This is a genomic window from Kitasatospora sp. P5_F3, assembly GCF_054049135.1.
The window spans coordinates 42,139-48,138 of sequence record NZ_JBFUMY010000071.1 but is presented as its reverse complement, the minus strand read 5'-3'; the positions used below and the strand labels follow the sequence as shown (position 1 = coordinate 48,138).

At 66.6% G+C, this 6,000-nt stretch carries 7 protein-coding genes and 2 pseudogenes; 3 read left to right on the top strand and 6 right to left on the bottom strand.

Annotation, left to right across the window (positions count from 1 at the left end; genetic code table 11):
• Positions 1-123: pseudogene (locus ACXJMZ_RS30220) on the top strand (IS630 family transposase); the annotation flags it as partial.
• Between the two features lie 156 nt (positions 124-279).
• Here the strand turns inward: ACXJMZ_RS30220 and ACXJMZ_RS30215 are convergent.
• Complete coding sequence (locus tag ACXJMZ_RS30215) at positions 280-867, bottom strand: SMI1/KNR4 family protein (protein ID WP_457033208.1); 588 nt, start codon at positions 865-867, stop codon at positions 280-282.
• A 179-nt stretch (positions 868-1,046) separates the two neighbouring features.
• Here ACXJMZ_RS30215 and ACXJMZ_RS30210 point away from each other — a divergent pair, with 179 nt between their 5' ends.
• Positions 1,047-1,487 carry a hypothetical protein gene (locus ACXJMZ_RS30210; RefSeq protein WP_457033207.1) on the top strand — a complete coding sequence of 147 codons (441 nt, stop codon included), beginning with the start codon at positions 1,047-1,049 and terminating at the stop codon, positions 1,485-1,487.
• A 165-nt stretch (positions 1,488-1,652) separates the two neighbouring features.
• Here the strand turns inward: ACXJMZ_RS30210 and ACXJMZ_RS30205 are convergent, their stop codons facing one another.
• From ACXJMZ_RS30205 to ACXJMZ_RS30190, 4 genes are all read right to left on the bottom strand, one after another.
• Positions 1,653-2,060, bottom strand: a complete 408-nt coding sequence (locus ACXJMZ_RS30205; protein ID WP_457033206.1) for a hypothetical protein — start codon at positions 2,058-2,060, stop codon at positions 1,653-1,655.
• A 22-nt stretch (positions 2,061-2,082) separates the two neighbouring features.
• Positions 2,083-2,727 (bottom strand): IS630 family transposase, encoded by a 645-nt coding sequence (locus tag ACXJMZ_RS30200; RefSeq protein WP_457033211.1) that lies wholly within the window; start codon positions 2,725-2,727, stop codon positions 2,083-2,085.
• Positions 2,728-2,754: 27 nt separating this feature from the next.
• Positions 2,755-3,078, bottom strand: coding sequence for a helix-turn-helix domain-containing protein (locus ACXJMZ_RS30195; protein WP_457033205.1), 324 nt, complete (start codon positions 3,076-3,078; stop codon positions 2,755-2,757).
• An 88-nt stretch (positions 3,079-3,166) separates the two neighbouring features.
• Positions 3,167-5,086 (bottom strand): tetratricopeptide repeat protein, encoded by a 1,920-nt coding sequence (locus tag ACXJMZ_RS30190; protein ID WP_457033204.1) that lies wholly within the window; start codon positions 5,084-5,086, stop codon positions 3,167-3,169.
• A 203-nt stretch (positions 5,087-5,289) separates the two neighbouring features.
• On the opposite strand from ACXJMZ_RS30190, the gene ACXJMZ_RS30185 reads away from it, so the two are divergent.
• Positions 5,290-5,502: a hypothetical protein gene (locus ACXJMZ_RS30185; protein WP_457033203.1), complete on the top strand. Its 213-nt coding sequence runs from the start codon at positions 5,290-5,292 to the stop codon at positions 5,500-5,502.
• Here the strand turns inward: ACXJMZ_RS30185 and ACXJMZ_RS30180 are convergent.
• A pseudogene (locus ACXJMZ_RS30180) lies at positions 5,443-5,787 on the bottom strand (HNH endonuclease); the annotation flags it as partial. The gene ACXJMZ_RS30185 and the pseudogene ACXJMZ_RS30180 overlap by 60 nt on opposite strands.
• Between the last annotated feature and the right edge of the window lie 213 nt (positions 5,788-6,000).

Genomic DNA, 6,000 nt, shown 5'->3' with positions numbered 1-6,000 from the left:
CTTGCCGCCGCTAACCTCGGCCAGCTGACCCGAGCCGTCAAGCGCAAGCTCAAACAGATCCAGTACCGCCCGCACCTCGTCGACGGCTGCCTCGCCGGCACCGACCTGATCATGGACGGCTGACCGACAACACCCAATCAAGTTCAGTATCCCCCAACGGTTCGTCAATTGCCGCGCTTCGACACCCTTGGCCGACCGGTTGCCGTGATCGCCTCGGGCGACTGGCTCTGTTCGCGAGATTCGGTTCTGGCTCCCATTCCGTATAGCCGATACGGAGAGTTAGATCTTCGGGGCCATGTGATGGCGGTTTGGGTGGGCACGAAGCCGAGGTGAGGTGACCTCCAGGGCCCGGTTGTCGCGTCCGGCGCTCATGTGGTTGAGCCAGCGTTCGTACCAGTCGAGGAAGTCAGTGGCGGAGGAGACGTTGGGGCCCCAATACCCGTCGCTGTTACCGATGAGGACGCGGCTGGTGAGGGGACCGGTCACCGCGATGACGCACACGTCGGAGCAGCCCATCTCGATGACGTGGAGGAAGAGGTCGCATTCGTGTCCCCCAGGTCCTGGGCTGTCGAAACCGCGAGGTGTTCCCGGTTCTCCACGCGGATTCATGACCAGCAGGGAACACCGCTCCAGCGGTACGAGGCCGTAGAACGGTGCTGCGCCTGATCCGCCGATGTGTGTGAGGAACTGTTGATAGGCGTCGGGCAGAACGATGTCGTGTTCGGCCTCAAACGCAGCGACGCGTGCTTCCGCCAGCTTCGGACCGAGGAGAAACTTGTGTTGCTCTTCCCCGAAGGAGTGGCTGCGCAGCGGTTGGAACGGGATCGCGGCCAGCTTGCGACGCAGGCGGGGTATGCGGGGATCCATGGTGCGTCTTCTCTCGTCCCTGTCATCCTATGGGTGGCTGTAGTCCGCCGGCCAGGAGCGCTCTCTTCCGCAGTAGAGCGAAGCCGGCCCGTCCGTCGGCGTACACGATGAAGTGCTCAGCCGGGTAAGCGCAGACGTGCTCTGCTCGGTGATGGCAGGGCGCTCACTAGAGTGGCCTGATGTTCGATCAGTTGGAGATCAGGGTGCTGCCGCCGGGGCCCCGGTTCGCTGCCCAGCTGCGGTTCTGGGTCAACGGCGAGGACGTGGTGGAAGGCGCAGTCGAAGTGGGAGGCCACGGGCCGTACGGGGCTGCAGCGCTGCCCGTCGGCCACCCCAGTCCCCTGCGGGCGACCAGCGAGGCGCGGCGCGTGGAGCTGGGAGAGCCCGCTTGCACCGGCGGTTGCTGCGGGTTCCTCTCTGTGGTCGTACAGCGGTTCGGAGACATCGTGCAGTGGTCGGACTGGGAGGTTCCGTACGCCCCGGCACCCCTGCCGCTGGAGTTCCATTTCGACGCGGGCCAGTACGACGCTGAACTGGCCCGCGTCGAGGCGGACCGGTGGTGGCAGGTCCATACGTCGCCCARCACGGTTCCGCCATCCGCGTGGCTGACCACCAGGTGAAGCATTCATGTGTACGCCGACATCGCCAGCCACCGGGCCCGGTCCACGATCGCCAGCCAGGTCTACAACGGCAAGGAACCGATGACCCTGTTCTAGTGGCTTTGCTCGGAAGGTTGACCTGTGAATGAGGCGTTGATGCGCTGACGGGCGTTGTCGTGTGACGGGTCAGCTCAGTTCGGTGGCCGGCAGGTGTGGTGGGCGTCCGGCTCGTACGAAGTCGAGGTAGTCGTCCTGGGCGATGCCGGCGTTCACCCACCGGTCGGGGACGGCTCCGGTGCTGGCCTCGGCGATCGCCATGGCGGCCGACTCTTCCTCGGTCATGGCTATCTCTTGGCCGAAGTCCTCGTCCTCGCCGTCGGAATCAAGTGCTGGGAACTCGACGAGGTCGCGGAAGTGCTCTCCGCCGACGTCTTGGGCGGCGTGGAGCATGACGAGGAAGCCCGACGCTACCGGTCGGATCTCGACCCAGCGGATGCCGGGGTTGTCCGGCGTGCCTGCCGCACCGAGGAACTGCTCGATGCGACGGCCTCGTCGCAGGGCACCGAGGGCGAAGGATCCGGTCAGGTAGCGCACGTGCCCAGCGTAGAGGGATGCCTCAGGCGGCCAGGGCCGCGCACTCGGTCCAGGCGCGGATGGGTGAGTCGGGGGCGAAGTAGCGCAGGGCCGCGAACTCCGACTCGATCCAGTTCAGCCACGATCCGTAGGTCGGCAGGAAGATCAGCTCGACGTCGTTCGCCGCCACCCACCCGCGGACGTTCGGGTGCTTGTGCGGGGAGAARTTGTCCAGGACGACGTAGAGCTTCTCGCCGGGCCAGCGGACGCGCAGGGACTTGAGCAGGGCCAGGAACTCGCGCCACCGTTTGCGGAGCCGGATCCGGTAGTACATCTTGCCGGTGGCCAGGTCGAGGACGGCGAGCATGTGCATCACCCCGTCGTAGCGGTTGTAGGTGGCCCGCAGCCGGCGCGGTGAGCGAGACGAGCGCCATGCCTTTCCCTTACGGGGCATCAGGTTCAGCGGGCCGAACTCGTCCACGCAGACCACCCGGCCGTCGGCGGGCGGAGAGTCGTAGAGGGCTAGGATCCGGTGCATCTTGGCGATGAAGTCCGGGTCGTTCGAGGACTTCCAGGTTGTGGTGGTCTGCCAGGAGACCTTGCCCTCGCGCAGTATCCGCCGCAGCGACTCGCGGCTGACCGCCGGGACCACGTTCTGCTTGACCAGGTGCTCGGTCACCTTGGTCAGGCTCCAGGTGGAGAACGCGGCGATCTTTCAGTCGGCGGGGGACGTCCGGGCGATCAGGCAGATGTGCTCACGCACCTGGCTGCTGATCGTCCTAGGGCGTCCCCCGCTCCATCTTGGGTCCAGCGCGTCGAACCCCCGCTCGTTGAACGCCTGGATGACGTCGCGCACGTAGTCGGCGTTGACCTGCATCAACGAGGTGATGTCCGGCACCGACTGGCCCTGTGCGGACATCACCACCACGATCGCCCGCCGAAGCCTCACCGGGTCCTTCGCGGTCCGGCTGATTCGCTGCAGCCGACGCCCCTCCTCCATGCTCACCGGCCGGACGAACACTCCCGGACGACGCCCCACGACCACCTCCACGATCATGACCTGAAAGGCAGCCTGCCCTCCAGCGGACGGAGGATCAATTACCCGGCCAAGGAACTGAAGCGAGCCGCTAGCTGGTGAGCTCGCTGAGAGTCTCGCGGGCCTGGATGGTGCCGCGATGACGGGGTCCGAAGATCTGGACGCGGTCGAAGATGACGCTGATGAGCAGGTGGACTGCCTCGGAGCGGTTACCGGCTATTGCGAGGTTGTGGGCGTGCCGGTACCGGGCTTGCAGGGTGTCTGTGTGGTCCGGCCCGGATACCCGTAGCCGGTCGCGGATCAGGTGGGCGTACAGCTTGACTGCCTCGGTCCGGTCGCCCATCTCCCCTACATGATGGGCGTGCTGGTGCCGGGCGATGAGGGTGATCTGGTGGTCGGCGCCGAGCAGGTGGATGGAGTCCTCGACTATGTCGGGGTACAGCCTGACCGCCTCGGTCCGCTCGCCCATCTCCCCAAGGCCATGGGCGTACTGGAGCCGGGCCAGGAGGGTGTCAGGGTGGTGAGCGCCGAACACCCGAACGTAGTCCCTGACGAGGTCGGCGTACAGCTTGACTGCCTCGGTCCGCTCGCCTCTCTCCCCCGCATGATGGGCGTGCTGGTACCGGGCGAGGAGGGTGTCCTGGTGGTCGGCGCCGAACGCCCGAGTGGAGTCCCGAGTGAGGTCGGCGTACAGCCGGGCTGCCTCTGTCGACTCACCCGTCTGGCCGACCCAGTGGGCGTGCTGGTGCCGGGCTTGGTAGGTGGCTCGGTGGTCCACCCCGAACAATCGGGTGCAGTCTCCGACGATGTCAGCGAGAAGCACGACTGCCTGGTCATGCTCACCGGCCTCGCCGACGCAACGGGCGTGCTCCCGTCGGGCATTGAGGGTGCTCTCATCGTCCGCGCCGACCCTCCGGGTGCAGTCCCCGACCAGGTCTGCAAACAGCTGGCTGGCCTTTGCGTAGTCACCGGCTGCCGTGAGCCGGAGAGCCTCTTCCCGGAGGAAGACGGGGTCGGTGCTGGTCGAGGGGTTGTCGGTGTTGTCCAGGACAACCTCGAATGACCCGAGAAACGCGGACCGACGGTCGGGTGGTGTCTGATGGGATGGCTCGGCCTGGAGCTCTTCACTGATGCGTTGCAGAGTCTGGTCGTCGGCGTCGTTGACGGCGACGGCGTGAGCGAGGGCTTGGGCGATGTCGTCGCCGACCGGGTCAACGACATCCGATGATCCAGGGTCTGTGTCGGCCCCCTCCCCAGGCTCCGGCCTGCCGTCGAGGAGGTCGGTGGTTCCAGTTCGGAGCCGGTTGAGCTCCTCGTTGAGTTCGAGAACCTGCTGCTGGACGCGGACGGCCAGGTCTTCTGCCTGCCGCTGCTTTTCCCGCGCGCGCTCCAGTTCTTCCTTCGCCTGCCGTTCCTGGTCCTGCGCGCGGACGAGCTGTTGCCGGGTGTCCTCCAGCGCCTGCCGGTGATCAGTGCGGTTCAGGAGCTGGTCACGCTCCGCCGACAGGCCCATCACCCGACCTTCCAGCGTCTTGATCATCGTGAGTAGCACCATGACCAACTGGGCAGAGTTCTTCGCTGCCTCATGCAGTTCTGCCTGCTGCTCCAGGGCGCGGGTCAGCCGCTCGTAGGTCTCAACCTGCCGCATCCGCACTTGCTCCAGCTCGGCCGCAGGGTCCTGGCCCGGACCTCGGCCGGCGCCATACGAAGAGGCCGGGTGGGTGGCGGCGTACAGCAGCTTCTCGGCCTCGGCCAGCCGGTGTCTGCGGAGTTGGGGCGCGGGCACCGTCACACTGATCAGCGCGGCCACGAACTTCTGCTCAGGTACCCGGAGACCGGACAGATACTGGCTGGTCTGCGTACTGGAGTAGCTGATCCGCTTCGCAACCACGGTCATCGTCAACGGGCAGGCGTCAATCTGGGCCCGCAAGAACAACGCCAGCGCTTCCGCCTCTGGTGTCTGCGCCTGCACCGACCCCCACGGCCTGCCTCCGCGGCTGCGCTCCGGCATGTCCAACTCCCGCCCCTAGGCGGGCCTCTCCCTTGTCCCGAACATCCCCGGGACAACCCGCTGTTGTCCGGACCTTACCTGGGGTGATGCCTCTGGCGTTTGGGGACTACCAAGAACAACCTGATGGTCAGACCAGTTACCCGGCACGCTGCCGGTCCGGCACCGGAGAGACATGGCTCCGGCAACTCGAAGGAGGACAGCACATGACGCAGCCCGACCAGACGTCGCAGGTGCAGCCCGAGCCTGCACCATTCCTGACCCTGCACACCACGCTCGTCCTCCTTGCCGCAGCCTTCATCGGGTCGGTAGTTGGGATCCTGACCTTCCTCAGTGGTGGACCTGCGGCCGGCGCGGTCCTAGCCGGGCTGACCGGCTTCGGGGCCAGCGTTCCGGTCCTGCGTCAGCTGGTCCGCTGAGGCACCCGGCAGCGGGCGGCAGCAGCTCAGCTGCCGGGTACAGCGCTCGTCTTCCCTATAGCGTGACGTTCGCGGCGACCACATGCACGGCCAGGAGCAGACCGAAGGTGTCGGTGACGCTGAACACCGCTTACGGCCCTTGACCTTCTTGCCCGCGCGCGTCTTGGCCTTGTGACACGGGCGGCACAGCGGTTGAACGTTGTCGTGCGTGTGCGTGCCGCCGAGGGCCGGCGGGATGACGTGGTCGACGTCCACAGCGCTTGGTAGGTAGTCGAGTTGACAGCGGGCGCGGCAGCGCCGTTACCGGCCGCTACAGCCGCTTGGCGTCTCCGCCCCGGACTGCTGGACGCCCCTCGTACGCCGCGCGGTGAGCCTCGCAGCGTCCCCGTTGGGCGGCAGGCTCGGGGCAGTCGATACAGCTGCCGCCCCCTCGTTGGTAGTTGGAAGACGGACCGCAGCAACACATCCGGCTGCGTTCCGTCTTGATGCCCGCCCCCG

Excerpts from the sequence above, each read along its gene's own strand:
- ACXJMZ_RS30185 (WP_457033203.1), top strand. The coding sequence starts at position 5,290 with ATGACGCAGCCCGACCAGACGTCGCAGGTGCAGCCCGAGCCTGCACCA.
- ACXJMZ_RS30215 (WP_457033208.1), bottom strand. The coding sequence starts at position 867 with ATGGATCCCCGCATACCCCGCCTGCGTCGCAAGCTGGCCGCGATCCCG.
- ACXJMZ_RS30190 (WP_457033204.1), bottom strand. The coding sequence starts at position 5,086 with ATGCCGGAGCGCAGCCGCGGAGGCAGGCCGTGGGGGTCGGTGCAGGCG.